22 protein-coding genes are annotated in these 25,651 nt (G+C 73.6%); 14 read left to right on the plus strand and 8 right to left on the minus strand.

All coding sequences use genetic code 11. The features are described from left to right. Positions 1-6: 6 nt before the first annotated feature. Together glgA and glgC are read left to right on the plus strand one after the other, a co-directional pair. Positions 7-1,161 (plus strand): glycogen synthase, encoded by a 1,155-nt coding sequence (glgA, locus tag ACIA5G_RS10255; protein ID WP_395922259.1) that lies wholly within the window; start codon positions 7-9, stop codon positions 1,159-1,161. After that, positions 1,158-2,375: a glucose-1-phosphate adenylyltransferase gene (gene glgC, locus ACIA5G_RS10260; RefSeq protein WP_395922260.1), complete on the plus strand. Its 1,218-nt coding sequence runs from the start codon at positions 1,158-1,160 to the stop codon at positions 2,373-2,375. Before glgA ends, glgC begins: the two co-directional genes overlap by 4 nt. Before the next feature lie 39 nt (positions 2,376-2,414). Here the strand turns inward: glgC and ACIA5G_RS10265 are convergent, their stop codons facing one another. Together ACIA5G_RS10265 and ACIA5G_RS10270 are read right to left on the minus strand one after the other, a co-directional pair. Further along, the gene (locus tag ACIA5G_RS10265; RefSeq protein WP_395922262.1) at positions 2,415-2,543 is read right to left on the minus strand and encodes a hypothetical protein; all 129 of its coding nucleotides are present in this window, start codon (positions 2,541-2,543) and stop codon (positions 2,415-2,417) included. A 179-nt stretch (positions 2,544-2,722) separates the two neighbouring features. Continuing rightward, positions 2,723-2,872: a hypothetical protein gene (locus ACIA5G_RS10270; protein ID WP_395922264.1), complete on the minus strand. Its 150-nt coding sequence runs from the start codon at positions 2,870-2,872 to the stop codon at positions 2,723-2,725. 180 nt (positions 2,873-3,052) lie between these two features. Here ACIA5G_RS10270 and ACIA5G_RS10275 point away from each other — a divergent pair, with 180 nt between their 5' ends. Then, positions 3,053-4,090 carry an NADPH:quinone reductase gene (locus ACIA5G_RS10275; RefSeq protein WP_395922266.1) on the plus strand — a complete coding sequence of 346 codons (1,038 nt, stop codon included), beginning with the start codon at positions 3,053-3,055 and terminating at the stop codon, positions 4,088-4,090. On the opposite strand, the gene ACIA5G_RS10280 is transcribed toward ACIA5G_RS10275, so the two are convergent. Both ACIA5G_RS10280 and ACIA5G_RS10285 read right to left on the minus strand, forming a co-directional pair. Further along, positions 4,074-4,910, minus strand: coding sequence for a DUF1932 domain-containing protein (locus ACIA5G_RS10280; protein ID WP_395922268.1), 837 nt, complete (start codon positions 4,908-4,910; stop codon positions 4,074-4,076). The two genes, ACIA5G_RS10275 and ACIA5G_RS10280, sit on opposite strands and share 17 nt — an antisense overlap. An 18-nt stretch (positions 4,911-4,928) precedes the next feature. Next, positions 4,929-7,682: a BTAD domain-containing putative transcriptional regulator gene (locus tag ACIA5G_RS10285; protein ID WP_395922269.1), complete on the minus strand. Its 2,754-nt coding sequence runs from the start codon at positions 7,680-7,682 to the stop codon at positions 4,929-4,931. 116 nt (positions 7,683-7,798) lie between these two features. On the opposite strand from ACIA5G_RS10285, the gene ACIA5G_RS10290 reads away from it, so the two are divergent. The 5 genes from ACIA5G_RS10290 to ACIA5G_RS10310 all read left to right on the plus strand — a co-directional run bounded on the left by ACIA5G_RS10290 (position 7,799) and on the right by ACIA5G_RS10310 (position 13,725). Beyond that, a complete protein-coding gene (locus ACIA5G_RS10290; RefSeq protein ID WP_395922270.1) occupies positions 7,799-8,281 on the plus strand; it encodes a hypothetical protein in 483 nt (160 codons plus the stop codon). 38 nt (positions 8,282-8,319) lie between these two features. Continuing rightward, positions 8,320-9,276, plus strand: coding sequence for a zinc-binding dehydrogenase (locus tag ACIA5G_RS10295; protein ID WP_395922271.1), 957 nt, complete (start codon positions 8,320-8,322; stop codon positions 9,274-9,276). Between the two features lie 150 nt (positions 9,277-9,426). After that, positions 9,427-11,301 carry a serine/threonine-protein kinase gene (locus ACIA5G_RS10300; RefSeq protein ID WP_395922272.1) on the plus strand — a complete coding sequence of 625 codons (1,875 nt, stop codon included), beginning with the start codon at positions 9,427-9,429 and terminating at the stop codon, positions 11,299-11,301. Next, entirely contained in the window at positions 11,298-13,103 is a 1,806-nt protein-coding gene (locus tag ACIA5G_RS10305) for a serine/threonine-protein kinase (RefSeq protein WP_395922273.1), read from the plus strand. The genes ACIA5G_RS10300 and ACIA5G_RS10305 overlap by 4 nt, the downstream gene beginning before the upstream one ends. A gap of 10 nt (positions 13,104-13,113) precedes the next feature. Continuing rightward, positions 13,114-13,725: a hypothetical protein gene (locus ACIA5G_RS10310; protein ID WP_395922274.1), complete on the plus strand. Its 612-nt coding sequence runs from the start codon at positions 13,114-13,116 to the stop codon at positions 13,723-13,725. Between the two features lie 4 nt (positions 13,726-13,729). Here ACIA5G_RS10310 and ACIA5G_RS10315 read toward each other — a convergent pair whose 3' ends face one another. Further along, positions 13,730-14,680 (minus strand): alpha/beta hydrolase, encoded by a 951-nt coding sequence (locus ACIA5G_RS10315; RefSeq protein WP_395922275.1) that lies wholly within the window; start codon positions 14,678-14,680, stop codon positions 13,730-13,732. Positions 14,681-14,784: 104 nt separating this feature from the next. On the opposite strand from ACIA5G_RS10315, the gene ACIA5G_RS10320 reads away from it, so the two are divergent. Further along, positions 14,785-15,804 (plus strand): helix-turn-helix domain-containing protein, encoded by a 1,020-nt coding sequence (locus ACIA5G_RS10320; RefSeq protein ID WP_395922276.1) that lies wholly within the window; start codon positions 14,785-14,787, stop codon positions 15,802-15,804. A 42-nt stretch (positions 15,805-15,846) separates the two neighbouring features. Here ACIA5G_RS10320 and ACIA5G_RS10325 read toward each other — a convergent pair whose 3' ends face one another. Then, entirely contained in the window at positions 15,847-16,815 is a 969-nt protein-coding gene (locus tag ACIA5G_RS10325) for an epimerase (protein ID WP_395922278.1), read from the minus strand. A gap of 56 nt (positions 16,816-16,871) precedes the next feature. Then, complete coding sequence (locus ACIA5G_RS10330; RefSeq protein ID WP_395922280.1) at positions 16,872-17,759, minus strand: LysR family transcriptional regulator; 888 nt, start codon at positions 17,757-17,759, stop codon at positions 16,872-16,874. A 114-nt stretch (positions 17,760-17,873) separates the two neighbouring features. Between ACIA5G_RS10330 and ACIA5G_RS10335 the strand changes: the two genes are divergently transcribed. The 5 genes from ACIA5G_RS10335 (at position 17,874) to ACIA5G_RS10355 (ending at position 22,772) form a co-directional block, all read left to right on the plus strand. Then, a complete protein-coding gene (locus ACIA5G_RS10335; RefSeq protein WP_395922281.1) occupies positions 17,874-19,085 on the plus strand; it encodes an MFS transporter in 1,212 nt (403 codons plus the stop codon). A 132-nt stretch (positions 19,086-19,217) separates the two neighbouring features. After that, positions 19,218-20,081, plus strand: a complete 864-nt coding sequence (locus tag ACIA5G_RS10340; protein ID WP_395922282.1) for a universal stress protein — start codon at positions 19,218-19,220, stop codon at positions 20,079-20,081. A gap of 49 nt (positions 20,082-20,130) precedes the next feature. Next, positions 20,131-20,529, plus strand: a complete 399-nt coding sequence (locus tag ACIA5G_RS10345) for a hypothetical protein (RefSeq protein WP_395922283.1) — start codon at positions 20,131-20,133, stop codon at positions 20,527-20,529. Between the two features lie 94 nt (positions 20,530-20,623). Then, positions 20,624-21,487 carry a manganese catalase family protein gene (locus ACIA5G_RS10350; RefSeq protein ID WP_395922285.1) on the plus strand — a complete coding sequence of 288 codons (864 nt, stop codon included), beginning with the start codon at positions 20,624-20,626 and terminating at the stop codon, positions 21,485-21,487. A gap of 88 nt (positions 21,488-21,575) precedes the next feature. Continuing rightward, positions 21,576-22,772 carry an amidohydrolase gene (locus ACIA5G_RS10355; RefSeq protein ID WP_395922286.1) on the plus strand — a complete coding sequence of 399 codons (1,197 nt, stop codon included), beginning with the start codon at positions 21,576-21,578 and terminating at the stop codon, positions 22,770-22,772. On the opposite strand, the gene ACIA5G_RS10360 is transcribed toward ACIA5G_RS10355, so the two are convergent. Continuing rightward, a complete protein-coding gene (locus ACIA5G_RS10360; RefSeq protein WP_395922287.1) occupies positions 22,753-25,635 on the minus strand; it encodes a beta-galactosidase in 2,883 nt (960 codons plus the stop codon). The genes ACIA5G_RS10355 and ACIA5G_RS10360 overlap by 20 nt on opposite strands. Positions 25,636-25,651 lie beyond the last annotated feature (16 nt).

The following is a 25,651-nucleotide window of genomic DNA, read 5'->3' on the forward strand; positions in this document are numbered from 1 at the left end:
TCGGTCATGAAGGTCGGCCTGCTCACCCGGGAGTACCCGCCGGAGGTTTACGGCGGAGCCGGGGTCCATGTGGAGTTCCTCGCCCGGGAGTTGCGGCCGCTGGTCGATCTCGACGTGCACTGCTGGGGCGCGGACCGCGCCGACGCCACCGGGCACACCGATCCGCACGGTTACCGCCAGCCGGCGTTCACGACGATGGACATCGCCGTGTCGATGGCGAACGCCCTCGAAGGCCACGACCTCGCGCACAGCCACACCTGGTACGCGAACCTGGCCGGGCACCTGGCGAAGATGACACACGGCATCCCGCACGTCGTCACCGCGCACTCGCTGGAGCCGTTGCGGCCGTGGAAGGCCGAGCAGCTCGGCGGCGGTTACCGCGTCTCGTCGTGGATCGAGCGCGAGGCCTACGAGGCCGCGGACGCGATCGTCGCGGTCAGCGGCGGGATGCGCCGGGACGTGCTCGCCGCGTACCCGGCGGTGCCGCCCGAGCGGGTGCACGTGATCCACAACGGCATCGACACGACGCTCTACCGCCCCGACCCCGGCACCGAAGTGCTGGCCAAGCACGGCATCGACCCGGACCGGCCGTACGTGCTGTTCGTCGGCCGGATCACCCGGCAGAAGGGCGTGCCGCACCTGGTGCGCGCGGCCGCGTCGCTCGACCCGGGCACGCAGCTGGTGCTGTGCGCGGGCGGCGCCGACACCCCCGAGCTGGACGCGGAGTTCCGCGACCTGGTCGCCGAGCTGGAACGCACCCGGACCGGCGTGCGCTGGATCCCGGAGATGCTGCCGCGCCCCGAGGTCGTGCAGCTGCTCACCCACGCGGCGGTGTTCGCCTGCCCGTCGGTCTACGAACCGCTCGGCATCGTGAACCTGGAGGCGATGGCGTGCGGCACCGCGGTGGTGGCCAGCGACGTCGGCGGCATCCCGGAGGTCGTCGACAACGGCCGGACCGGGCTGCTGGTGCACTACGACGAAGCTGACCCGCAGGGGTTCGAGGCGGGCCTGGCCGCCGCGCTGGACGAAGTGGTCGGCTCCCCGGACCGGGCCGCCGCGATGGGTGCCGCCGGCCGCGAACGTGCGGTCGGCGAGTTCGGCTGGAAGGCGATCGCCGAGCGGACGGTCGCCCTCTACGAGGTGTGCGGGAGGTCGTCGTGAACACTGGAGCCGACGTGCTGGGCATCGTGCTCGCGGGGGGCGAGGGCAAGCGGCTGATGCCGCTCACGGCCGACCGCGCCAAACCCGCCGTGCCGTTCGGCGGCACGCACCGGCTGGTCGACTTCGTGCTGTCGAACCTGGTGCACGGCGGCTTCCGGCGGCTGTGCGTGCTGACGCAGTACAAGTCGCACTCGCTCGACCGGCACATCTCGACCACCTGGCGGCTCTCGGCGCTGACCGGCGAGTACGTCACGCCGGTGCCGGCGCAGCAGCGGCTCGGGCCGCGCTGGTACCAGGGCAGCGCCGACGCCATCCACCAGAGCCTCAACCTCGTGTACGACGAAGATCCCGAGTACATCGCGGTGTTCGGCGCGGACAACATCTACCGGATGGACCCGCGGCAGATGCTGGAGACCCACATCTCTTCGGGCGCCGGCGTCACGGTCGCCGGGATCCGGGTGCCGCGCGCGGAGGCGAGCTCGTTCGGCGTCATCCGGACCACCGACGGCCTGATGATCGACGCGTTCATGGAGAAGCCCGCCGACCCGCCGGGCCTGCCCGACTCCCCCGAGGAGTCGTTCGTGTCGATGGGCAACTACATCTTCACCACGAAGGTGATGCTGGAGGCGCTGCATGCCGACGCCGAGAACGCCGCGTCGCACCACGACATGGGCCGCGACATCATCCCGGCGCTGGTCAAGTCGGGTGAGGCGGCGGTCTACGACTTCAGCGGCAACGTCGTGCCCGGTGAGACCGAGCGCGACCACGGTTACTGGCGCGACGTCGGCACGATCGACAGCTACTACGACGCGCACACCGACCTGATCTCCACGCACCCGATCTTCAACCTCTACAACCGCAAGTGGCCAATCCTCGCCCACCCGGGCCAGCGCGCGGCGGCCAAGTTCGTCGAGGGCGGCTCGGCCAACCAGTCGATCGTCAGCAACGGCTGCATCATCTCGGGCGCCCAGGTCGTCGACTCGGTGCTCTCGCCGGACGTGCTCGTGGAGCAGGGCGCGGTGGTGCAGGGATCGGTGCTGCTGGACGGCGCGCGGGTGGGCCGCGGCGCGGTGGTGCGGCGGGCGATCCTGGACAAGAACGTCGTGGTCCCGCCGGGGGCGCACATCGGGGTGGACCTGGCTCGCGACCGGGGGCACTACCACGTCAGCGAAGGGGGGATCGTCGTGCTCGGCAAGGGCGAACGGGCGATCTGACGAGCGGCGGCGCGCCGGGCGGTGGTCCGGCCGCGCCGCTCAGGAACGAGCCGCGGAGATGCGCTCCACCACCTGGCGCGGGTCGATGCCCCAGCGCTCGGCGAGCTCGGTGATCGAGGCTCCGGCCGCGTGCTCGGCGGCGATCATGCTGTTCACGACGCCCGCCACGCTTCACTCCTCGGTTGCAGATGCACGTGCATCTGGGATGCTACATGTTCGCTGCGAACGTCGAACAAAGTGCCTCAGGTTGCCTCGGCGAAGGTGCCACGCCGCGCATGCGACCGTCAGGCGTGCCACACCATCCCTTGTGCACCGAGCCCCTCACCGCCAAAACCGATTCGGCCCGGTCACCGCCCCGCTTTGTCCGGCTCCCCCGCCGGTTTCTGCTTATTCGCCTGCGCGCGTGTCGCGCTGAACACGGCGTCGAAGATCGGCGTCGGCTCGCCGTCGTCGCGCTTCGGCCGCTCGTCCCCCGGGGTGCGCTTTTCCTCTCCCACGCGCCCAGTTTCTGCGAAGCGGGCCGTTTTCGCGCGGGCAACACGGAAAATCGCCCGGCCGGGGGATCACCCGCGTGGCACGGTTTTCCCCTTTTCCGCCACCGGCGAAAAAGAGATTTGCGCCGCCCCATTTCCGGGCGGGACGGGAATAACCCGAGGTCCCGCGTGATTGCACCGGGCATGAAAGCAGTCGTCTTCCACCGCAACGGCGGCCCCGAGGTGCTCACCCTGACCGACCGGACCGCCGCGGAGCCGGGCCCCGGCGAGGTCCGCGTCCGGATCGTGGTGTCCGCGGTCAACCCCACCGACTGGAAGCAGCGGCGCGGCCGCGGCGCCGAAGCCGGGACCGAAGTCCCCGAAACCGTGCCCAACCAGGACGGGGCCGGGGTGGTCGACGCCGTCGGCCCGGACGTCACCGCGTTCAGCCCCGGCGACCGCGTGTGGGTGCTGCTCGCCGGCACCCACGGCCCGGCGGCCGGCACCGCGCAGGAGTACACCGTGCTCCCGGCCGGGAAGCTCGTCCGGCTCCCCGACGCCGTCGGCTTCGACGAGGGTGCCGGGTTCGGCATCCCGGCACTGACCGCGCACCGCGCCCTCACCGTAGCCGAGGACGGGCCGTCGCGGCTCTCCCCCGGCGCGCTCGACGGCCGGACGGTGCTGGTCAGCGGCGGCGCCGGCGCGGTCGGCAACGCCGCGATCCAGCTCGGCCGCTGGGCCGGCGCGACGGTGATCGCGACGGTCAGCAGCGACGAAAAGGCCGCGCTCGCCCGCGCGGCCGGCGCCCAGCACGTGCTGCGTTACCCCGACCCGGAGCTCGCCACCCGCATCCGCGAGATCGCCCCGGACGGCGTCGACTCCATCGTCGAAGTCGCCGTCGGCGTCAACGCGGGGCTGCACACCGAAGTCCTGCGCCCGCGCGGCACGGTCGCGGTTTACGGCGACGACCGCGGCACCGGGACGGTCAGCCTCGACTTCGGGGCGAACCTGTGGCAGAACACGCGCTACCAGTTCCTCGTGCTCTACACCGTCGGAGCGGACAAGCTGCGCGCCGGCGCCGAGGACATCACCGCCGCCCTGTCCGACGGCTCGCTCCGGCTCGGCGAAGAGCGTGGTGTGCCGGTCCACCGGTTCGCCCTGGCCGACACCGCGAAGGCGCACCTCGCCTCGGAAGAAGGCGCCACCGGGAAAGTGCTGATCGACGTCACGCCGGCCGGGTGACCAGCGCCTGAAGGAGGTCGGCGAGCGCGACGCCGTTGTCGTCACGGTGCTCGCGCCACCGGCCGAACAGCTCCTGCGCGGCGATGAGCAGCGCGGGTGACAGCCCGGAGTCGGCGCAGGCTTCGGCGATCTCGGCCATTTCACCCTCCCACCGCCACGCCCGGCGGCCGGCGGAGGCGATCCCCTCGGGCGCGCCCAGCGGAGTGTCCGGCAGGACGTCGGCGGCGAGCTCACGCAGCTCGTCGCCGACGCCGTGGCGCTCCGCGAGCGCGTGGGACTGCGCGGCGAGGGCGAAGGTGAGCTTGTTGTAGGAGGCGAAGGCGAGTTTGAGCGCCGACGCCGTGCCGACCGGGCCGTCCAGCACGACCGGCCGGAGGTGGGTGCCCGCGAACAGGCTCTCCAGCCGCGCGACGGCGGCCGCGGGCCCGGACAGGTAGAGCCGGGTGGTCCCGGCCGACCGCGGCGGCGGCCCGACGATCCCGCCGTCGGCGACGGTCGCCGTGCCGCCCAGGATCTCCTCGACCTCGCGGGCGTGCCGGGGGCTGATGGCGTTGGCGTCGAGGTAGACCCCGCCGAACCCGGCGACGCTCCGGGCGACGTCGAGCGCGGCGGCCGGTGGGCAGATGCTGAGGAGCACGTCGCAGCCGGCCAGCGCGGTGAGGTCGGAGACGTCGGTGAGCCCGGCTTCTTCGGCACGTCGCCGCGTCGCGGGCCCGCGCCCGGCGGAGGCCCACGAGACCGGGGTCCCACCGGCGGTGAGCACCGCCCCGACGGCGGCTCCCATCGCCCCGGGGTGCAGCAGTCCGACGGAAGTCTTCACGGTGTGCATGAGTCCTTCCTAGCGCGACCCGGCCACTCCCGAGCGGTCAGCCGGAATCGGAAGCCCGATTTCCTCCGACAGCTCCCGCGCGAGCCGCTCGTGCCGCGCAGCCTCGGTGTGCTCCCCCAGCGCCGCGTGCGACGCGCCGAGGCCGGCGAGGGCGCGGGCCTCCTGGGCGCGGTAGCCGATACGACGCGCCGTCGTCAACGCCAGGCGGTACGCCGCCAGCGCGGCCGACGGGTCATCGAGCGCCTCGTTCGCCGAGCCGAGGCTGGTGGCCGCCATCGTCAGCAGCAGCGGGTGGTTGAGCCGGGCGAGGATCGTGCACGCACGTGACGCGTGGTCGTGCGCCCGCTCCGGACGGGCGGCCGCGAGCAGGACCTCGGCGCAGTCGATGCGGCTCCACGCCTCGCCGAACGCATACTCCGTCTCGACCGCCGCGCGCACCGCCTTCTCCGCCGCCTCGAGCGCTTCGACCGGCCGGCCGAGACGGGCGAGCACCAGGCCCAGCTGGGCGGTGGCCAGGATCGTCCCCTCGCCGTCGCCGAGTTCCGACCGGATCGCCCGGGCGCGCGACGCCGAGGTCAGCGCGTCCTCCAGCTGCCCGAGCACCTCCTGGACGTTGCTGAGGTTGCCCCAGATCAGGGCGGCGACGGCGTGGCTGCCCGTCTCGCCGGCCAGCACCAGCGCCTGCCGGTAGAGCCGGACCGCGTCGGGGTAGCGGCCGAGCATGCCGTGCAGCGTGGCCATCCGGGCGAGTGCCGCCGCCTCGGCCGCGCGGTCGCCGGACTCCCGGACCAGCCGAAGCCGCTCTGCCGTGGTGTCGACGGCCTCGGCGAGCCGGCCCGTCTCCCAAAGCGCGCTCGTGAGGTTCGCCAGGCTCAGCTGCCGGGCGTGCGGGTCGCCCAGCCGGTCCGCGGCGCGCGCTCCCGCGTGGGCCAGCGCCGTCAGCTCGTCGCGGTGCCCCTGCTCGCGCAACGCCGCCACCGCGCGGTCGGTGATGCGCCAGACGTGCTCGTCGTGTCCCTCGATCGCGCAGACGGCGACGAGGTTGGCGCGTTCCTCGGCGACCGGGAACTCGCCGTCGCGGTAGTGGTCCAGCAGCCGCTCGAACGCCGCCGCGGCCTCCTCCGGGCCGGCTGCCTCCCGCGCGTGCTCGGCGAGCAGGTCGTGGAAGCCGTACCGGCCCGGCGCGGGCTGCCGGAGCAGGTGGACGTCGAGCAGGTCTTCCAGCAGCCGCTCGGTTTCCGCGACGCCGGCGCCGTACAGCGCGGCCGCCGCGGGCGCCCCGAAGTCGCCGCCCGGGTGGCACCCCAGCACCCGGAACAGCCGCCGCTGCGCGGGCGTGAGGTCCCGATAGGACAGCGAGAACGCGGCCGCGACGTCGCGGCCGCCCGCGCGCAGCTCCCCGAGCCTCGACCGCTCGGAGCCGAGCCGGGCGACCAGGTCGTCGACTGTCCACTGTGGACGCGCTTGGAGCCGGGCGGCGGCGATCCGCAGCGCCAGCGGGAGGTACCCGCACAGCCGCGCGACACCCGCGCCGGACCGGCCACCGGCCGCCGCGCCGAACAGGGCTTCGGCCTCGGCCGGGGGCAGCACGTCCAGGCAGAGCGCGAGTGCGCCGTCGACCGCGGCGAGCCGCCGCCGGCCGGTCACCAGGACCCCGGCGCCGCGGTCGCCGGGCAGCAGCGGCACCACCTGCCCGGCGTGCGCGGCGTTGTCCAGCACAACGAGCAGCCGCCGCCCGGCGACCCGGGACCGCCAGAGCGCGGCCCGCTCGTCGAGCCCGTCCGGCTGCCGGCTCGCGGGCACGCCGAGCTGCAGCAGCAGGGCCGCGAGCGCGGCTTCGGCCGGCAGCGGGTCCCGGCCCGGGGTGTGCCCGTGCAGGTCGACGAACAGCTGCCCGTCCGGGAACTCGCGGGCGGCCCGGTGCGCGACGCGCACGGCGAACGCCGTCTTCCCGGCCCCGGCCATCCCGTCGACCACCACCGGCCGCCCGCCGCGCAGCGCCTCGAGCGCGCCGGCGACCTCGGCCGCCCGGCCGGTGAAGTCCGGCACGTCGTACGGCAGGAAGCAGCGCCCGGGTTCTTCGTGCAGGAGCTGCTCGTAGAGCGTGCGCAGCGACGCTCCCGGGGAGATCCCGAGGTCGTCGGCCAGCCGCCGCTTCGCGCGCTGGTAGGCGTCGATCGCGTCGGCCTGCCGCCCCGCCCGGTGCAGCGCGCGCATGAGCAGCCCGACCAGGCCTTCGCGCAGCGGGTGCTCGGCGACCAGCGCGGTCAGCTCCGCGACGGCGTCCCCGGAACCGGCGTCGACTTCGGCGGCCAGGCACCGCTCCAGGACGGCCAGCCGCCGCTCCGCCAGGCGTTCGGCGTCCGGGCGCAGCGCGGCGCTGTCCACCCCGGCGAGCGCCGGTCCCCGCCAGCAGGCCAGGGCTTCCCGGAGTTCACCGCGGGCGACCCGGTCCTCGAAGACGTCGAGGTCGAACACGTCCGGCCGGAGCGTGAAGCCGGGTCCTTCGGCGGTCAGGACGTCTTCGCCCGCGCCGGCCGCGACGAGCGTCCGGCGCAGTGCCGTGGTCAGGTTGCGGACCTGCCGCACCGCCGTGGCCGGCGGCTCGCCGTCCCAGACGACGTCGACCAGCCGGGCCACCGGCACCACCCGGCCCGCGCCGAGCAGCAGCGCCGCCAGGATGCGTTCCTGCCGCGGCCCGGCCGGCCCGATCGGCCGCCCGTCGCCGAGCACTCGCACCGGACCCAGGACGCGGAACTCCATGGCTCACCCCGCGGGCGAGGTTAACCGGCCTTCGCGCGGTGCCGGTGCGGAAGTGATGCAGCTGTGATGCGCCGTCCCGGCAGGGTCGTCGCCGGTCCACGAAGAAGGGAAACCAGATGCGCAAGTGGGGTTACGCGGCGTTGGGGACGGTCCTGGCCGCGGCGGCGGTCGCCACGCCGGTCGCGGCGTCGGCCGGGGAGCAGGGCGGCGGTGGCGGGCAGGACTGCCGGCGGGCGTTCGACCACGCCGTGTGGGAGGACATGGACAGCTACAACAAGCGCGACGCCGCCCGGTACAGCGCGATCATCCACCGCGACATGGTCACGGTGGGCCGCAAGGGCAACCTCTACATCGGCTACGACGCGAACGTGACCCCGGTGCTCGAGCAGCAGTTCAAGGTGCCCTACGAGTACTCGATGCCGTGGACGGTGGTGCACACCGTCATCGAGAACTGCCAGATGGGCTTCGCGATCCTCGACGCGCACTACCTGGAGCCGTCACACGGCATCGACCGGCACTACACGATCAGCCTGACGCTGGTGCGCGACCACGGCCGGTGGCAGGTCGTCAAGGACACGGTCACCGACGTCGTGCCCTGACTTGACTTCAAGGGTTCTTGAAGTCCGAGACTCGGGGTGTGGAAGCGATCATGGCCACCCGCTTCGGCGGGCCCGACGTCCTGGAACCCGTCGAACTCCCCACCCCCGAGCCCGCCGCCGGGCAGCTCCGGGTGGCCGTCGCCTTCGCGGGCGCGGGCTGGCTGGACACCCTGATCCGGCGCGGCGACGGCCCCGCCGCGTTCCCGGTGCACCCGCCGTACGTGCCGGGCGGGGCGGTGGCGGGCACGGTGACGGCCGTCGGGCCCGGCGTTGCCGAGGACTGGCTCGGTGCGCGGGTCGTGACTCGCGCACCCGGGGGTGGGTACGCGGACACCGTGCTCGCCGACGCCGGGTTCACGTTCCGGGTGCCGGACGGGCTCGCGCTGCCACGCGCGCTGGCCGTTCTCGACGACGGCAGCACCGCGGCGGCGCTGCTCGAGAAGACCCCGGTGTCCCGCGGAGACAACGTCCTGGTGGTGCCGGGGGTGGGCGGGCTCGGCAGCCTGCTGGTGCAGCTGGCCCGGGCCGAGGGGGCGGCCGTGATCGCCGCGGTCCGGGGGCCGGAGAAGGTCGCGCTCGCCGAGGAGCTGGGGGTTCGGGCCGTCGACTACGCGAACGCGGACTGGACCGGGCAGGTGCCGGGCCCGGACGTGGTGTTCGACGGAGTTGGCGGCCCGCTGGGCGCCGCGGCACTAGCGCTCCTGCGCGACGGCGGCCGCTTCTCCGGCTACGGCATGAGCAGTGGCGCACAGACCGCCCTCACCGCCGCCGACCGCCGCCGGCTGACGGTGACGGACATGTCCCAGCTCCCGGAGTTCTGGCCGGACACGCCCAGACGGGTGCGGCAGGTGCTGGCGGAGACCGCGGCGGGCCGGTTGACACCGGTCGTGGGGCGGATCTACCCGCTGCGAGAGGCCGCGGTGGCGCACGAGGACATCGAACGGCGGCAGGTGACCGGGAAGATCCTGCTCCGCACCGGAGCCGCGGACTCCTGAGCCCGCGGCCCGGCGCACGAAGACGTCCGACATCGGCGAGCTGCCGTACCGGACCGCGACCCGCTACCAGACCACCGGGCCGGGCCCGACTGGGCCATTCGGCGCCACCGCCCCCACGGCACGCTCTACGATCGCCCGCGGAGGTGGGGCGTGGAGCCGTTGGGTCCGGGTGAGCCGGCGCAGGTGGGGCGGTACCGGCTGCTCGCCGCGGTCGGCGAGGGAGGGATGGGCCGGGTGCTGCTCGGGGTCGCCCCCGACGGCCGGCTGGCCGCCGTCAAGCAGGTCCACCGCGGGTTCGCGAGCGACCCCGGGTTCCGCGAGCGGTTCCGCCGCGAGGTCGAGGTCTCGCGGCTGGTCTCGGGCGCCTACACCGCGGCGGTGATGGACGCCGACGCACACGCGCCGACGCCGTGGCTCGCTTCGGTGTTCGTCGCCGGGCCTTCGCTGCAGGAAGCCGTCGACACCACCGGCCCGCTGCCGCCGGCCGCGGTGCGGCACCTGGCCGCCGGGCTGGCGTCCGCGCTGATCGGCATCCACCGCGCGGGGCTGGTGCACCGGGACCTCAAGCCGGGCAACGTCCTGCTGGCCGACGACGGCCCCCGCGTCATCGACTTCGGCATCGCGCGCGCCGCCGAGGGCGGCACCGACCTGACCCACACCGGCGTCATCCTCGGCTCACCCGCGTTCATATCGCCGGAACAGGCCGAAGGGCGGCCGCTGACCCCGGCGAGCGACGTCTTCTCCCTCGGCGCGCTCCTCGTCCTCGCCGCCACCGGGCACAGCGCGTTCGCCGGGGCGTCGGCGCCGCAGTCGCTCTACAACGTTGTCCACACACACCCGGACCTGCGGTTCCTCTCGCCTGAGCTGCGCGCCCTGGCCGAGCCGTGCCTCGCCAAGGATCCGGCCCGGCGGCCGACACCCGCGCAGCTGCTGGAGCTGCTCGGGCCCCTGCCGCCGGTTCAGCGCCCGTGGCCGCCCGCCGTGCACGCGCTCATCGCACGCCACCAGGCCGACGTCACGGCCGTGGTCACCAAGCCGCCGAAGCCCCGGCGACGCGGCCGCCGGGCCCTGCTCGCCGCGGCGGCGGCCGTCGTGGTCGCGGCCGGCACGATCACCGCCGTCACCGTGCTGAACGGCGACGACGGCGCGACCGCCGCCCCGGCGAGCAGCAGCGCCCCGCCGCCGGTCACGACGAGCACGTCCGCGCCGAATCCGGACCCGCTCGGCCCGGACAAGCTGCGCGGGGTCGACCTGTGCAAGCTGCTCCCGTCGGTGCCCGGGACCGGGAAGCTCGCCCCGAAGATCGGCGTGCACTACTTCGAGTGTGTTTACGAGACCCCGCAGGGCCAGTGGCTGGAGCTGACGATCGGCGGCCCGGTGACCGCCTCGGGCACGCCCTCCGGGGAGCTCGACGGCCTCCCGCTCGCCATCAACGACAAAGCGGGTGGTTGCACCGCCTCCGTACCCGTCGTCGATCGGCCGGACACCACGATCGGGGTCGAGGCCAGCAGCGCCGCGGAGCCGTTCGCCAAGCCGTGCGACTCGGCGAAGGCCGGGCTCACCGAAACGCTGAAACGTCTCCGCGCGAATCCGCCCGCCGCGCCGGCGGTGCTCGCGCCGGTGGACCCGTGCGGGCTGGTCGGCACCGCCACCGTGCAGCGGATCGCCGGCCCGGTCACCAAGGTCGAACCCCGCGGGCTGCACGAGTGCCAATGGCAGGTCGGTGGTCAGGTCGCCGTGTCGCTCGAACGCGGCACCCCGCCGGTCCAGTCGAAGGACTCGTACTACGACTCGACCGGCACCGTCGACCTCGGCGGCGTCACCGCGTACTACACCCGCAAGCGGTCCAACCCCGCGTCCGGGTTCTGCGACCTGACCTGGCAGCACCGCCCGCTCGAAGCGAACTTCTCGGAGAACGTCGTCGTCACCTACCGCACGTCCGCCAGCAAGCTCACCGACGACGAGATCTGCCGCGGCACGCAGGACATCGCCAAGGCGGTCCGGCCCGGATTGCCGAAGCCGTGAAGCCGCTGGAGCCGGGGGACGCCCGGCGAGCCGGCCAGTACCGCCTGGTCGCCGAGCTCGGTGAGGGCGGGATGGGCCGCGTCCTGCTCGGTGTCGCGCCGGACGGCCGGCTCGTCGCGCTCAAGCAGGTGCACCCGGAGTTCGCCCACAACGCCCGCTTCCGCACCCGGTTCAAGCAGGAAGTGCAGGCGTCACAACGGGTTTCCGGCGCCTTCACCGCGGCGGTGATGGACGCCGACGCGGACGCCGAAACCCCTTGGCTCGCCTCGGTGTTCGTCACCGGGCCGTCGCTGAAGGAAGCCGTCGAAGCGACCGGGCCGCTGCCGGTGGAGTCGGTGCGCCGGCTCGCCGTCGGGCTGGCGACGGCGCTGATCGAGATCCACCGGGTCGGCCTGATCCACCGCGACCTCAAGCCCGGCAACGTGCTGCTGACCGGCGACGGCCCGCGCGTGATCGACTTCGGCATCGCCCGGGCCACCGAGGGCGGCTCCGACCTGACCGGCACCGGCGGCATCGTCGGCTCCCCCGCGTTCATGTCCCCCGAACAGGCCGAAAGCCGTCCGCTCACGCCCGCGAGCGACGTCTTCTCCCTCGGTGGCCTGCTGGTGATGGCGGCGACCGGGCGCGGCCCGTTCGCCGGCTCGACAACGGCGCAGATGCTCTACAACGTCGTGCACGCCGTCCCGGACCTGACCGGGCTGCCGCCCGAGATCCGCACGCTCGTCGAGCCGTGCCTGGCCAAGGATCCCGCCCGGCGGCCGTCACCCCAGCGGATCCTCGACTTCCTCGGCTCGGTGGCGCCCGGGACGCGGCCGTGGCCGGAAGCGGTGCACCGGCTGATCGGGACGCAGGAGGCCGCGGTCCGCACCGCGCTTTCCTGGCCCGTCCCCGAACCGGTGCCGGTGCCCGAGCCGCGTCGGCGTCGCCGCTGGTTCCCGGTGGTGACGGTCCTCTCCACCGTCGCCGCGCTCGCCGCCGGCAGCCTGCTGGCCGTGACGCTCACCGCCAAGGACCCGGATCCGCCGACCGCCGGGGCGAACCTCGATCCGACGAGCCTGGAGACGTTGCGGCGCACCGATCCCTGCAAGGTGCTCAACGACGTCACGGTGCCGGACCTCGGCAAGCTCGGCGCCGTGCCGGACACCGGGTTCCTCGAGCGCTGCGAGTACCGGACGAGGTCCGGCGAAAAGGTCTCGATCAAGCTGGGCGAGCAGATCTACCTCGAGGGCGGCCGGCCGACCGAGGACCTCGACGGCAGGCCGGTGCTGTTCACCGAGATCAGCGGCAGCACCTGCGACGCGAGCGTCCAGGTTCCCGCGCAGCCCGAGCTGGGGGTGACGGCGCTGGCCGAGACGTGCGGCCTGGCGAAGGCCACGCTCGCCAAGGTGCTCGAGCGCGTCCGCGGGGGCACCCCGTACGACCTGGCACCCGGCACGGTGGTGGCGCTGGACCCGTGCACGGCACTCGGCAAACCCGCGGTGGCGCAGGCGATCGGGCCGGTCCGCGAGGTCAAGCTCACCCGGCTGCGCGAGTGCGAGTGGACCGCGACGACGTCACTGCGGCTGACCTTCGAGAAGGGCTATCCCGATGTGCCGGACGACGGGAGCCCGGTCGACCTCGGCGGTGTCACGGGCACGCGCCACCAGACCGGCGAAAGCTGCGCGGTGACGTGGAACCACCGCCGGCTGGACGAGAAGCGGTCGGAACACGTCCGGATCTTCGCGACGAAGACCGGGGACGGCGCCTGCGACGCTTCGGTGGCGTTCGGCAAGGCGCTGGCGAGCAAGCTGCCCCGGGCGTGAGGAGTCTCCGATGAACGGTCCCGACCTGGCGCCGACCCGGCGTTCCCTGCACGGCGTCGCCGAGCTGCTGCTCGCCGGCCCGCAGCACCGGGCGGCCGGCCGGATCGAGCTGCGGGTGCTCGACGGCGGATTCGCCACCGTCGTGCCGCCGGAGCTGCGGGTCGACGGCGGTGAGCTCGTCACGGACGCCGTCCGGGTTCCGTTGACCGGGCGGACGTACGCCGAAGTCGCTTCGGCGGCCGGGCTCGTCGCCGGGGAGCCCGCGGGGGTCTACTCCGGCGGTCCCGGCGTCCGTCCCGACGAGACGATCGTGCTCGAGCCCGGCGCGCTCGAGACGTTGCTGCGGGCCTTCGCCGACGGTGACCGGGCGCTGCGGGAGTTCGCGCCCGACGCCGTGCCGGTGCTCTGGCCCGAGCACTTCGACGTCGCGATCGTCGTCGACGAAGTGAACTACGGCGTCTCCCCCGGCGACACCCACCTCGGCGAGCCGTACGCCTACGTCGGGCCGTTCGAGCCGCGGCAGGGCGAGTTCTGGAACGCGCCGTTCGGCGCCGCCCACCCGCTGAGCGAACTGGACGGCGCCGTGACGGCCTTCTTCCGCGAGGGCCGGCAGCACCTCTGACGGCTCAGACCCGGAGACCCCGGCGCAGCGCGTCCACCTCGTCGGCGAACATCCGGCGTGAGATCTCCGCCGTCTCGACCAGGCCCGAGCCGTGGAACGTGCCCGGGTAGTGGCGCAGCTCCGTGGCCACGCCCGCGTGCGCGAGGCGTTGTGCGTACTGGATTCCCTCGTCGCGCAGCGGGTCGAACTGGCACGTCGTCACGAACGCGGGCGGCAGCCCGGCCAGGTCGGTGGCCCGGGCCGGGGCGGCGTACGGCGAAACGCCGTCACTGCCGGGTTCGGCGCCGAGGTAGCTGGTCCAGCTGAAGACCGCGTTCGGCTGGTTCCACATCGGCGTGTCGGTGTAGGCGCGCATCGACGGTGTGTCCAGGCGGTCGTCCACCTCGGGGATGCCGAGGTACTGGAAGGACAGCGCCGGGCCGCCGCGGTCGCGGGCCAGCAGCGCCACCGCCGCCGAGAGGCCGCCGCCGGCGCTCTCGCCGCCCACCCCGAGCCGGGCCGGGTCGATGCCCAGCTCGGCGGCCTTCGCCTCGACCCACTGCAGGGCCGCGTAGCAGTCTTCGACCGGTGCCGGGAACGGGTGCTCGGGCGCCAGCCGGTAGTCGACCGACACGATCACGATGCCCAGCTCGTCGACCAGCCGGAGCAGCGACGCGTGGAACATGTCCAGGTCGCCGAGGACGAACCCGCCGCCGTGGATGTAGAGCAGGCCGGGCACGGCGCCGGTGCGGTTCGCCGGGGTGTAGACGCGCACCGGGACGTCCGGGGCGTCGGACGGGCCGGGCACGGCGGTGTCCCGGACGTCGATCGGGTTCACCGGTTCGTAGACCGGCAGGACGTCGCTCAGCTGCGTCATGGAAGCGCGCGCGGCCAGCAGGGATTCGTGGTCGGACAGGGTCACCGCCGGCAACATGTCCAGCCAGGGCAGCAGCTCGGGATCGATCGCGTAGGTCATGGAGCGATCATCGGCCGCCGGCGGCGCCGCGGGCCACCGCCACGCGGCGGGCGTTCCCGGCCCGGACCTCGCCATCCGGCGGCGGGCGCGCCTATCGTGGCGACATGAAAGGCCTGCTGCTGCGGCTGTCCGGGCTCGACGCCGATGCCGAGAACGCCGTCCGGGTGATCGGGTTCTTCGACCGCCTGATCACCGGGCACGCCGGCCTGGACGCCCTGGTGCGCAGCACGGCCGACCTCGCCGGCTGCCCGGTCGGCGTGCACGCGCCCGGCCAGGGGATGTCGTTGCGCGCGGCCCCGGACGCGGCCGTCACCACGCCCGGCACGGCGCCGGCGGGAGCGGCGGTCCGCCGGCTCGAAGGCGGTGTGGTGGTGTGGGTGGCGCGCACGGGCCCGCCGATCCCGCTGGACGACATGCTGCTGGAACGGTTCGCGATCGCCACGGCCATCCTGCTGGAGCACAACGGCGTGCCGCGGCCCGAGCTCGGCGACCCCGCGCTGGTCGAACTGGTGCTGTCGGACGACGTCGGCACGGCGGACCGGGCACGCGCCCTGCACCTGCTCGGGTTCGGCCCGGCGGCCCGGCTGCGCGTGCTGGCGGGCACCGGCGTCGACACGCTCGCGGGGCCGTCGGCGCGGCTGGGCCGGGTGCGGGCGGTGCTGACCACGGAGGTGACGCCGTTGCCCGACGGCAGCCGGGCCGGTATCGGCCCGGACCTCCCGGCCCTCGAAGCAGCCCGTTCGTGGGCGGCCGCCCGGACCGCACTGCGGTTCACGTCGCTCTCCGAGCCGGTCGTGTGGTGGGACCGGCTCGGCAGCCTCGCGGCGCTCGCCGGCAAGCTCGGGCCGGCGGACCTCACCGAGCTGCCCGACACCCGTGCGCTCGACCGCCTGGCGGCCGAACCCCACGGCGAAGACACCCTGGCGGCGCTCGACGCCCTGTGCGCAACGGGCTCGGCCCGCAAGGCGGCGGCCGTGCTGCACCGCCACCACAGCACGATGCCCGCCCGGCTGGCCCGCGCGGAAGCGGTCCTCGGCTTCGAGATCGACTCCCCCGCGGGCCGGTTCCGGCTCCACCTCGCCCTGATGCTGCGGCGGTTGCGGGACAACGAAGATCTCAGCTGACCGTCCTCTGAGGACACTGCGGTCGTCGCAGGAACTCTGACCTCACCCAGTCACCCTCGACAGGCTCCTGGTCCGCCGCACCAGATCCTCCGCCGCCGCAGCCCATTCCGGATACTCGAACACGAACCCCGCTGCCACCAACCGCCCCGGCACCACGCGGCGGCTCTTCAGCAGCAGTTCGCTGTCGCTGCGCAGCACGAACGCCCCGACCTCCGCCATCCACCTCGTCGCGGGCAGGCCGAACGGGACACCCGCCGCGGCGCGGAGGGCACGGAGGAAGTCGCGGTACGGCAACGGTTCCGGGGCCGCCAGGTTCACCGGCCCGCTCACGTCGTCGCGGGTGACTAGCAGGTCGAGCGCCCGGACCAGGTCGTCCTCGTGGATCCACGACAGGTACTGGCCGCCGCCCGCGACCGGGCCGCCGAGCCCCAGCTTGGTCAGCCGCAGCAGCATCTCGAACGCGCCGCCGGGCTCCGGGCTCATCACCATCGCCGTCCGCAGCGCGACCTTGCGGGTGTGCGGGGTCGCGGCCAGCTCCTGCTCGCGCTCCCACGCGCGCGCGAGGTCGACGCTGTAGGCCCAGTACGCCGGCACGCCCGGTTCGCCACCGCCGAGAATGCCCGTCGCTTCGTCGTTCGGCGCGTCGAAGCGGTGGGCGTAGATCGTCGCCGTGCTCATCTGCAGCCAGACCCGCGGCGGCCGCGCGGCGCGCTCGATCGCGCCGCCGACGACCCGCGCCGAGTCGATCCGCGAGTTCCACATCTCGCGCAGGTTCGCCCGGGTGTACCGGCAGTTCACCGACCGGCCGGCCAGGTTGAGCACCACGTCGCTGCCGTCGATCTCACCGGTCCACGGCCCGGCGCCGCGGCCGTCCCAGCGGACGTGGCGCACCCCCGGCTCCGGCGCGGCCTCCCGCCGGGTGAGCACCACGACCTCGTCCCCGCGCGCGGCCAGCACGCGGCTCAGCACCCGGCCCAGATGACCGGTGCCCCCGGGAATCACGACCTTCATGGAAGTCCCCCTTCACGGTCCGCCGGAACCCACCGTACCGAAAGAGTTGAACGTGTTCAAATAGCGCGGTCCGCCGCGATGAGGTCGAGCAGCGTCCGCAGCGCACGGCTCGGCGGCTTCGCACCGGCGGTGACGAGGTTGAGCGGCCAGTCCAGGCCCCCGCCGGCCAGGGGCCGCACGACGACGTCCGGCTCCTCCTGCCCGGGTGTCTCCGGGATGACGGCGATCCCGAGCCCGGCCCGGACGTATCCCGGCACCGTCCGCAGGTCGGCCACCTCGACGGTGACCCGCCGCGACAGACCGAGAGCGTCGAACGCGCGGTCCATGACCACGCGGTTGCCGAACCCCCGTGGCATGTCGATGAAAGGCTCGTCGGCGACGTCCGCCAGTCGCAGTGCGCGCCGCTGGGCCAGCCGGTGCGTGGCCGGCAGCAGCGCCACGAACGGCCGGGTGTCGACCCGCAGCACGTCCAGCCCGGCGAGGTCGGCCGCGGGCAGGCCGACCAGTGCGGCGTCGAGCCGGCCCTGCCGGACCTCTTCGGCCAGCCCGGTCGAGCCGGTGATCGACACTGTCACGTGGATGTCGACGCGCGGGTAGCGCCGGTGGAACGCGCCGAGCAGTGCCGGCAGGTCCACGGTGCCGATCGACGTCAGCGTGCCGATCCGGAGGCTGCCGCGCAGGCCTTCCGACGCCTCCTGGACGGTCGCGCGGGCCCGTTCGAGGGCCTCGATCGCGGACTTCGCCTCGGGCAGGAACGCCGCGCCGGCCGCCGACAGCGCGACCCGGCGGGTGGACCGGTCGAACAGCCGGGTGCCGAGCTCGGTCTCCAGCGCCCGGACGGCGGCGGACACCGTGGACTGCACCGCGAACATCCGCTGGGCGGCCCGGGTGAAGCTGAGCTCCTCGGCCACCGCGACGAAGTACTCGAGCTGACGCGTCTCCATTCGGCCAATCTATCGGCTGAGGCGATAACTGGGACCAGGACTTTTCGTTGGACTTGCTGAGTCGGCGGGGTGATCGTGGACAGCGGAAGATCCCCGAAGTCCCGGAAGGTTCCGATGTCCGTGCTCACCGCCCCGACCGCCCGCCTGCGGGTCAGCCACGGCCTGGGGTTCCGCGTTGTCGCGGTCGCGTTCGCGACGGCGCTCGCGTTCTCCACCGTCCCGACCCCGCTGTACGCGCTCTACCAGCAGCGGGACGGCTTCCCGGCGTTCCTCGTGACGGTGGTCTTCGCCGCCTACGCGGTCGGCGTGATGCTGAGCCTGTACCTGGCCGGGCACGTCAGCGACTGGCTGGGCCGCCGCCGTGTCCTCCTCGCCGGGCTGCTGGCCGAGGCGCTGTCCGCGGCGCTGTTCCTGCTCTGGCCGGACGTGCCCGGCCTGATCGTCGCGCGGCTGGTCAGCGGCGCCGGGATCGGCGCGATCACGGCGACCGCCACCGCACACCTGTCCGAACTCCGCGCCGTCGCCCGGCCGGACGCCGACGTCGGGCGCTCCGGCCTCGTCGCGACCGTGGTCAACGCCGGTGGGCTGGCGATCGGGCCGCTGGTGGGCGCGGTGTTCGCGCGGTTCGCCGGCCACCCGCTGAGCACGCCGTTCGCCGTGTTCCTGGTGGTGCTGCTGCTGGAAGCGATCGCCGTGAGCCTGGTGCCGGAGACCGTCGAACGCCGCGAGGAGCGTCCGGCCTACCGGCCGCAGCGGCTCTCGCTGCCGTCGGCCGCCCGGTCGGAGTTCACCGGCGCGGCGATCGGGGTGTTCGGCGCGTTCGCCATCAGCGGCCTGTTCATGGCGCTCGCGCCGTCGTTGCTGGCTCACGAGCTGCACCAGCCGTCGCGCCTGCTCGCCGGGATCGCGCCGTTCACCATGCTCGGCAGTGCCGCGCTCGCCCAGCTCGTGTTGGCCCGGCTCGGCACCCGTCCGCAGCTGCGGTCCGGGTACGTGCTGATGGCCGTCGGCCTGGTGCTGCTGGCGGTGGCGGCGTTCACGGCCTCGCTGCCGTTGTTCTTCGGCGCGAGCGTGCTCGCGGGGGCGGGGTTCGGCCTCGGCTTCCGGGCGTCGGTCGGCACGGTCGCGGCGCTGGCCGACGACCTCACCCGCGGCGAAGTGCTGGCCGCGCTGTTCCTCGCGGCGTACGCGGGGTTGGTGCTGCCGGTGTTGCTGGTCGGGCTCGCGATGCTCGTGGCGTCCGGGGCCGTGGTGCTCGCCGGGTTCGTGGTGCTGGAGCTGGCCCTGCTCGGCTGGTCGGCGCGCCGGACCCTCGCCCGGGCGTGACAACGTCCATGAGGGGCACCTTCGTGGACTTAAGAGCCATGAAGGTGCCCCTCATGGCATTACGCGAACCGGCACCGGATCCGCCGCGCGGGCCTACAGTCTTCAGGACGACAGCCGCGTCAGGAGGCGCCCATGACCGCCGTGCCCGGAGCGCCGATCGTCGTCGGGGCGGACGGGTCGGCCGAATCGCTCGACGCCGTGCGGTGGGCCGCGCGGACCGCTTGCCTGCGGGACGCGCCGCTCGAGATCGTGCACGCCCTCGACGTTCCGGCGCTGGTCGCGGGCGGGGTTGTGCCACCGCCCGAGGAGATGGTGGACGCGCTGCGCGCGCGTGGCCGCCGGGCGCTGCGGACCGCGCAGGAACTGGCCGCCGCACAGGGCTTCCCCGGCGCGACCACCCGCCTCGACCCCGACCGCGCCGCCCAGGCGCTGATCGAGGCGTCACGCAGCGCCGCGCTGCTCGTGGTCGGGTCGGCCGGGCACGGCAGGCTCACCAGCCTGCTCGCCGGGTCGGTCGCCGGGGCCGTCGGGACCCACGCGCGCTGCGACACCGTCGTCGTCCGCGGTGACAGCTGGGACGAACCGGAAGCAGCCGGCCGCCCGGTGGTCACCGGCATCGACGGCAGTGAGGCCGGCACCCGGGTCCTCGCGACCGCCCTCGCCGAAGCCCGCGCCCGCCGTGCTCCCCTGGTGGTGCTGCACGCCTGGGCGGACGCCCCGCCGCCGCACCGGGACCCGCGCTGCGGCACCGACGCCGGCCGGCGGCTCCTCGACGAGCGGGTCCTCGCCCACAACACCGCCGACGTCGACGTCGAGCAGGTCGTGGTGCACGCCCACCCCCGGCGGGAGCTGGTCGAGCGCAGCGCCACCGCCCAGCTGGTCGTGCTCGGCGACCGCGGCCGGGGCGGCTTCCCCGGGCTGCTGCTCGGCTCCACCGGCCAGGCCCTGCTGCACAACGCGGCCTGTCCGGTCCACCTGGTGCGCACCACGAGTTAAAGAGAAGCGGGACGGAAGCGGTTCACGGCAGGATGGCAGGGTGAAGAAGATGAAGACCGTCGTGCCGGCCGTGGTGCTCGCGGGAGCCGCGCTGCTGGCGCCCCCGGCGGACGCGGCCACCGTCAAGCAGGTCACGAGCAGTTGCCGTTCCGGCGACTTCACCGGCCTGTTCACCCTGCGGTACGAGACGACCGGCGGTTACCACCGCCCGCTCAACACCTACACCACGTCGGGGCCGTACATCGGCGACGTGAGCGTCCAGACCTTGCAGATCACCTACCGCGACGAGCTCGCGACGCACACCGTCTACACCCGCGTCGGCTCGGCCAGCCAGGGCACGCAGTCGCTGCCGACCGGGCTCGCCATCCCCGTCACGGCACGCGGCAGCGCGTCGACGAAGTTCGACAGCGGCACGGCGTCCTGCACCGCGACGGTCCCGATCACCTGACGCGGACGGCCCGGAAAATCCGGGCCTTTGCGGTTATCCCCCCGGCGCCCGGGAAAGCCCCGGCGGAAGCCACCCGGACGTCGGAGGGAAAACCGTGTTCCGTCACACGAAGCTGCTGCAGTTCGAAGCCAAGCCCGAAAAGCCCGACCCCGTTTACGCCCACAAGCTCCAAGAGCTCATCGGCGGCGCGTTCGGCGAGATGAGCGTGACGATGCAGTACTTGTTCCAGGGCTGGAACTGCCGCATCGAAGGCAAATACAAAGACCTGCTCATGGACACCGCCACCGAAGAAATCGGGCACGTCGAAATGCTCGCGACCATGGTCGCCCGCCTGCTGGAAGGCGCGCCCGCGACCACGACCGCGGAATCGGTGAAAGACCCGGTCATGGCCGCGATGATCGGCGGCATGGACGTCCAGCAGGCCATCGTCGCCGGTGGCGGCGCGCTGCCCGCCGACAGCAACGGTTACCCCTGGAACGGCCGTTACATCGTCGCCTCCGGCAACCTCCTGGCCGACTTCCGCGCCAACGTCGCGGCCGAGGCGCAGGGCCGGTTGCAGACCGCCCGCCTCTACAACATGACCGACGACCCCGGTGTCAAAGCCATGCTGAAGTTCAACCTCGCCCGCGACACCGTCCACCAGAAACAATGGCTCGCCGCCATCGAAGAGCTGAAGGCCGACGGGCTCGAGGACGAAATCGTCCCCGATGCACTGCTCGACGAAGAAGACCAGACCCACAACAACACCATCTGGCACCTCTCCGACGGCCCGGACGGCGCCAAGGGCGGCTGGACCACCCAGGCCAAGATCGATTACCTGATGGATCCGAAACCGCTCGGCGGGCCGGGCACCGCGCCGAAACCCGACCCCGCGCTTTACGGCACCTACGCACCGCTGCAGGACGCCAAGGGCACCGCGAAGGGGAAGGCCAAAGAGCTCAAGAACAAGGTGAAGTGACCACGGGGCCCGGTGCGCCCTCGCCGCACCGGGCCCTTCCTTCTCCCGCCTCCGGCTGCAAGGCTTCCGGCGACGAGAAGGAGCGACGATGCCCGGACTTCTGCTGCGCGACGCCCGTCCCTGGAGAGCCGGCGGCCGGGCCGACCTCCTCATCCGCGATGGTGTTTTCGCAGGCATCGGCCCCGGCCTGCCGGCGGGGGACGCCGAAGTGCTCGACCTCGGCGGGCGGCTCGTCCTGCCGGGGCTGGTCGAGGCGCACTGCCACCTGGACAAGACGCTCTTCGGCGGGCCGTGGCGGCCGCATTCGGCCGGGCCCGCGCTCGCCGACCGGATCGCCGACGAGCGGGTCCACCGCGCCGAGCTCGGGCTGCCCACCCCCGCGCACGTGACCGCGTTGCTGGAGACCATGGCCGCCGCGGGGACCACGCACGTCCGCACCCACACCGACGTCTACGCGGGCATCGGCCTCACCGGCGTCGAGGTCGTGCGCGACGTCGCCGCGCGGCTGGCCGGCCGGGTCACCGTCGAGCAGGTCGCCTTTCCGCAGAGCGGCATCCTCACCAACCCGGGCACGGCCGAGCTGCTCGAGCGCGCCATCGGCCTCGGCGTCGGCACGGTCGGCGGGATCGACCCGGCCGGGATGGACCGTGACCCGGTCCGCCACCTCGACGTCGTGTTCGGCCTCGCGGAACGCCACGGGGTGCGGATCGACCTGCACCTGCACGACCCCGGCACGCTCGGCGTGTTCGAGCTGGACCTGATCGTCGACCGCACCCGCGCGGCGGGCCTCGCCGGGCGCGTGACGGTCAGCCACGCCTACGCCCTCGCCCAGGCGGACGCCGCGACGCAGGACCGGCTGGCGGCCGGGCTCGCCGACGCGGGTGTCACCATCACGACGGCGGCGATCTTCGACTTCCCCGTCCCGCCGGTGAAGAAGCTGCGCGAGGCCGGCGTGAACGTCGCCTGCGGGCACGACGACATCCGCGACCTCTGGAGCCCGTACGGCAGCGGCGACCTCCTCGAGCGGGCGATGCACCTGGCCTACCGCAGCACGTTCCGCCGTGACGAGGACATCGAGATCGCCTTGGAGGCCGTCACCTTCGGCAGCGCCCACGCGCTCGGCCTCGAACGCTACGGCCTCGTCGAAGGCGCGTCGGCCGACCTCGTGGTGGTCGACGCCGAGACGCCGGCCCACGCCGTCGTGACGCGCCCGCCGCGTGACCTCGTCGTGAAGGCGGGCCGGATCGTCGCCCGCAGCGGCGCGCTCACCAGCCGGGTGAACTGACCGGCCGGACCGGGACGCCGCCTCGTGCCGATCCCAGGTCGGTGAGGGCGACGCGCTCCAGGCCGTTGCCCGCACCGCCGTCGCTGGTCACCGCGAGCGCCAAGGTGTTGCGGCTGTGCGGGTCGAGGATCCCGGTCGGTAGCGCGAAGGTGTGCTGCGGACCGACGTCGGCGATGTACTGACCGAGGTTCCAGCCGTTGAGGAAGATCAGCACCCGGTACCGGCCGCCGGAGCGCGGCTTCGCCGGGTCGCCGAGGGTCAGCCCGACCGAGGTGTCCTGACCGGACGGCACGCGCAGGGTGAACGTCGTGCGGTACCACGTCGTGCCCGGCGCTGCGGCCGCCGCGGGGACCGGCGCCGGGGTCCAGCTCCGGTCCGGGAAGCCCGGTAGGGACCAGCCCGCCCGCTCGCCCGCGAGGCCGCCGTTGTTGAGTGGCCCTCGCACCGGATCCGCTGTCCCGCCTTGGAGCTGCCACGTCGCGCCGGCCAGTGACGACGAGATCAGGCCGCGGCCCTCCTTGTGCGCGTCGTTCACCCCGCCGTCCTCGTTGTGGCCGTTGTTTCGGACCATCACCGACAGCACGTGCGGGCCGTCGCCGCGCAGGCCTTCGGGCACGGTGAACGTCGCGGTGCCGGTCGTCGGCGGCGAAGCCGGCGCGGACGGCAGCACGTCCTGGCCGAGGTACTGCCCGTCCAGCCACGCCTGGAGCATCCCGGCGCCACCTCCGCCGTAACGCAGGCTGACCTGCTCCCCCGGCGAACCCGTGAACCGCCCGCGGTACCAGACGTCGCCGACGCCGAAGCCGTAATCGTCGGCCGTGAGCACCGGCTCGCCCGCCGGGGGCGGGGTGGTGCTGTTCGTGGACGTCTTGTCCGCGGCAGCCCAGGCCGAGTCGTCGTAGCCGGGCGAAGACTCCGGGGAGCCGGGCGCGGACCGCCAGCCGGTGAGCTCGGGCAGCCGCGGGTCGGCGGGTCCCGGCAGCGGCCGGACCGCGGCCAGGCTGCCCGACGCCGTCCGCCACATCGGCACGGCCGCGCCGTTCCACCGCACCACCGGGCCGCGCGCGCCCCAGACCTCGAGGTCCCGCACACCCTTCGTGTCGCCGGTGAGTGAGCAGCCCGCGTCCGCGGTCCGCACCAGGTCCGGCCCGCGGACGAGCAGGCCCGACGCCAGCCAGAACGTGTCGGCTGTGGTGTCGTCGGCGAGCAGCAGGGTGACGGCCGGGCGGCCGCCACCGCTGATCCGGACCCGGGCGAGGCCGTCGTGGCGGTAGTTCAGCCGCAGGTCGTGCCCGGTCCAGGTCGTCGTGACCTCCCCGGCGAGCACGTCCACGCGTGGCCGGGACGCGTACCGCAGCACGGTCTCGCCGTCCTCGCCCGGCCGGCCGTGCAGCAGCAGCGTGCCGGCGGCCTCGGCCATCAGTTCCGACGTCGAGTACACGAGGTGCTGGCCCGCGACGTCGAAGTTCGCCACCAGCTGCTTGGCGTCCTGGCCGTTCAGCCGCACCGGGACGGTGTAGGAACCGTCCGGTGTGGACAGTGGGAAGGTGAAGCTGTCGTCCGTGGTCGCGCTGGACGGCGAATGCATGGGCACGTACAGGTGGACGCCGGTGTCCGGGTTGACGTTGTGGTAGACCTTCACCGCCGTCGACGACGGTGTCACCGGATCACCACGGTCCATCTTGGCCACGTCGGGCACCGTGGCCAGGAAGTAGCCCAGCTCCTTCATCGTCAGCGCCTTCGGCCGCAGCTGACGGCCTTCGTCGATCGCCGCGCCGTAGTCGTACGACGAATAGACGACCGGCGCCGGGAGCCAGCCCCACGACGTGCCGCCGAAGGTCATGTAGAAGTTCTGGAGCGTCAGGCCGTTGGCCAGGTTGGTGCCGTAGAACACCCGCTCGTAACCCGGCCCCTGCCGGACGGCGGTGCACGGGTAGGTGCCGTTGCTGCCCCAGTAGTCGAACCAGCCGCCGCCGAACTCGGCGACGAACCCGGGCGTGTTCGGCGACGCGCTCGCGCCGCCCTTCGCCCCGCCCGGGCCGTAGGTCCCCCAGTCCGGCGCGACGTTCGGGCTGCCGGGAGTCGCGTCGGTCCGGCAGGTGCCGCCCGGGTAGCCGTCGAAGGCGTACAGGTCGACCTTGCCCGGCACGGTGCCGGGCACCCCGGAGTCCGGCGGCACCCAGATCCCGTTGCGGCCCTTGTCGTTGTGGAAGACCGGGACGGTGATGCCGTCGGCCCGGGCCTTGTCGTAGAGGTGCGCGACGTAGTTCCGCTGCGCGGTCCCGGTGGCGGCCAGCTCGTTCTCGATCTGGTACAGGATCACCGAACCGCGGCCGTCGGTGTACTGGTGGCGCGCGATGATCCGGTCGATCCGCGACAGCCATTCGTCGGCGGCGGCGAGGTAGTCCGGCGCGTCGCTGCGGGCCCGCCCGGCCTGGGTGCTCAGCCACGCCGGGAAGCCGCCGCCGGTGACCTCGGCGTTGATGTACGGGCCGGGCCGCGCGATGACGTACAGCCCGGCCTCGGCCGCCAGGTCGAGCACGCGGTCCATGTCGCGGACGCCGGTGAAATCGTACCCGCCGGGCGCCGGGGAGTGGTGGTTCCAGTCGAAGTAGATCGAGACGGCGGTGTAGCCGGTGGCCTTCATCTTCTGCAGCACGTCACGCCACAGGTCCGGGCTGGGCAGCCGGAACGGGTGGAACTCGCCGGACCAGACGACCTGGCGGCGGCCGTCCAGCATCAGCGCGTACTTGTCGAAGGTGACCTGGTGCTTGGCGGGCGGCTTCGCGACGGCGGACGCGGGCGCCGCGCACAGCCCCGCCGTGACGAGCAAGGCGAGCACAAAAACCGTCAAGCGGCGCATGAAGATCCTTCCTCCG

This window comes from Amycolatopsis sp. NPDC051758 (genome assembly GCF_044453095.1).
Lineage (GTDB): Bacteria > Actinomycetota > Actinomycetes > Mycobacteriales > Pseudonocardiaceae > Amycolatopsis.